This is a genomic window from Candidatus Symbiopectobacterium sp. NZEC135, from assembly GCF_025962695.1.
On the sequence record NZ_JAGFPF010001011.1, the window covers coordinates 1 to 779 of the forward strand.

General features: G+C 59.8%; 2 protein-coding genes and 1 pseudogene. All 3 read left to right on the forward strand.

Annotated elements, in window-relative coordinates; translation table 11 throughout:
* Positions 1–266 (forward strand): annotated as a pseudogene (locus J5224_RS32095) (homocitrate synthase); the annotation flags it as partial.
* A complete protein-coding gene (locus J5224_RS32100) occupies positions 235–492 on the forward strand; it encodes a nitrogenase-stabilizing/protective protein NifW (RefSeq protein ID WP_264629001.1) in 258 nt (85 codons plus the stop codon). The pseudogene J5224_RS32095 and the gene J5224_RS32100, both read left to right, overlap by 32 nt.
* Positions 489–779: nitrogen fixation protein NifZ (locus J5224_RS32105; RefSeq protein WP_264629002.1), on the forward strand; the 291-nt coding region annotated here is incomplete at its 3' end. The genes J5224_RS32100 and J5224_RS32105, both read left to right, overlap by 4 nt.

Sequence of the window (779 nt, forward strand, 5' to 3'; positions counted from 1 at the left end):
CGTCGCTGCTGGGACGGGAATATCGGCTGGTGCTGGGTAAGCACTCTGGACGGCAGGCGGTGGAAGGTATTTTTGCCCGACTTGGCTATCAGCCCGATGTGGCGCAGACCGCGGCGCTATTAACCGCCGTGCGCGAGTTTGCCGAAAGTACCAAGCGTAATCCGCTGGATTATGAACTGCTGGAGATGTTCCAGTCGCTGTGCGACAGCACGTTATTACCGGGGAGGCGGGACGATGGAATGGTTCTACCAACTGCCCGGCGTTGAAACGCTGGACAGCGCCGAGGCTTTTTTCAGGTTTTTCTCGGTTCCTTATGAAACCCAGGAACTTCAGGCGTGCAACCTGACGGTGCTCAGCGAGTTTCACCGTCGATTGCGCGCGGCGGTGCCGCTGCGCAATTCGCTGGAACTGGCGCCGGATGCTGATTGGCAACTGGCACGCCGTCTGTTGGCCGAGAGCTATCAGAGCAAACGACCGGGAGCTCTATCATGATGGCGCGCTTCGAATTTGGTGATGCGGTGCGCGTGGTGCGCCCACTGCGCAATGACGGCACGGTGGCAGGGCTAAAACGCGGTGAGCTGCTGGTGCGGCGTGGCAGTATCGGTTATGTGCGCGAATGGGGCACCTTTCTTCAGGACCAGCTGATTTATCAGGTGCATTTCCTCGAGGGAGACAAAATCGTCGGCTGCCGCGCACAGGAACTGATCGCCGCAGATGCCCCCTGGCACCGCGGCGAGTTTCAATACGGCGATTGGGTGGTTTGCCTGCACGGTCTGGCG